This is a genomic window from Paenalcaligenes sp. DL 309 (assembly GCF_057475285.1).
Window position 1 is genome coordinate 1 of record NZ_JBYBKW010000036.1, and the last position, 926, is coordinate 926.

Genomic DNA, 926 nt, shown 5'->3' on the forward strand with positions numbered 1-926 from the left:
GTTAGATGCACTAAGCACATAATTGCTCACAGCCAAACTATCAGGTCAAGTCTGCTTTTATTATTTTTAAGCGTGCATAATAAGCCCTACACAAATTGGGAGTTAGACATCATGAGCAACGCAGTGCCCGCCGAGATTTCGGTACAGCTATCACAGGCACTCAACGTCATCGAGCATCATCTGGGATCGACGTTGCTGGCCGTGCATTTGTACGGCTCTGCACTCGACGGTGGCCTGAAGCCATGCAGTGATATTGATTTGCTGGTTACTGTGACTGCACAGCTCGATGAGACTGTGCGGCAGGCTCTGTTCGTAGATTTCCTGGAAGTTTCCGCTTCTCCCGGCCAAAGTGAAGCTCTCCGTGCCTTGGAAGTTACCATCGTCGTGTACGGCGATGTTGTTCCTTGGCGTTATCCAGCCAGACGGGAACTGCAATTCGGGGAGTGGCAGCGCAAGGACATTCTTGCGGGCATCTTCGAGCCCGCGACAACCGATGTTGATCTGGCTATTCTGCTAACTAAAGCAAGGCAACACAGCCTTGCCTTGGCAGGTTCGGCCGCGGAAGATTTCTTCAACCCAGTCCCGGAAAGCGATCTATTCAAAGCACTGGCCGACACCTTGAAACTATGGAACTCACAACCGGATTGGGCAGGCGACGAGCGGAATGTAGTGCTTACCTTGTCTCGCATTTGGTACAGCGCAGCAACCGGCAAGATCGCGCCGAAGGATGTAGCTGCCAACTGGGTAATGGAACGCCTGCCCGTCCAACATCAGCCCGTGCTGCTTGAAGCCCAGCAGGCTTACCTTGGACAAGGGATGGATTGCTTGGCCTCACGCGCTGATCAGTTGACTGCGTTCATTTACTTTGTGAAGCACGAAGCCGCCAGTCTGCTCGGCTCCACGCCAATGATGTCTAACAGTTCATT

General features: G+C 52.8%; 1 protein-coding gene. It reads left to right on the forward strand.

Annotation, left to right across the window (positions count from 1 at the left end):
- Positions 1 to 111: 111 nt before the first annotated feature.
- Positions 112 to 926, forward strand: an 815-nt coding sequence (locus AC2UZJ_RS12505) for an AadA family aminoglycoside 3''-O-nucleotidyltransferase (protein WP_486950454.1), incomplete at its 3' end; no start/stop codon positions are given.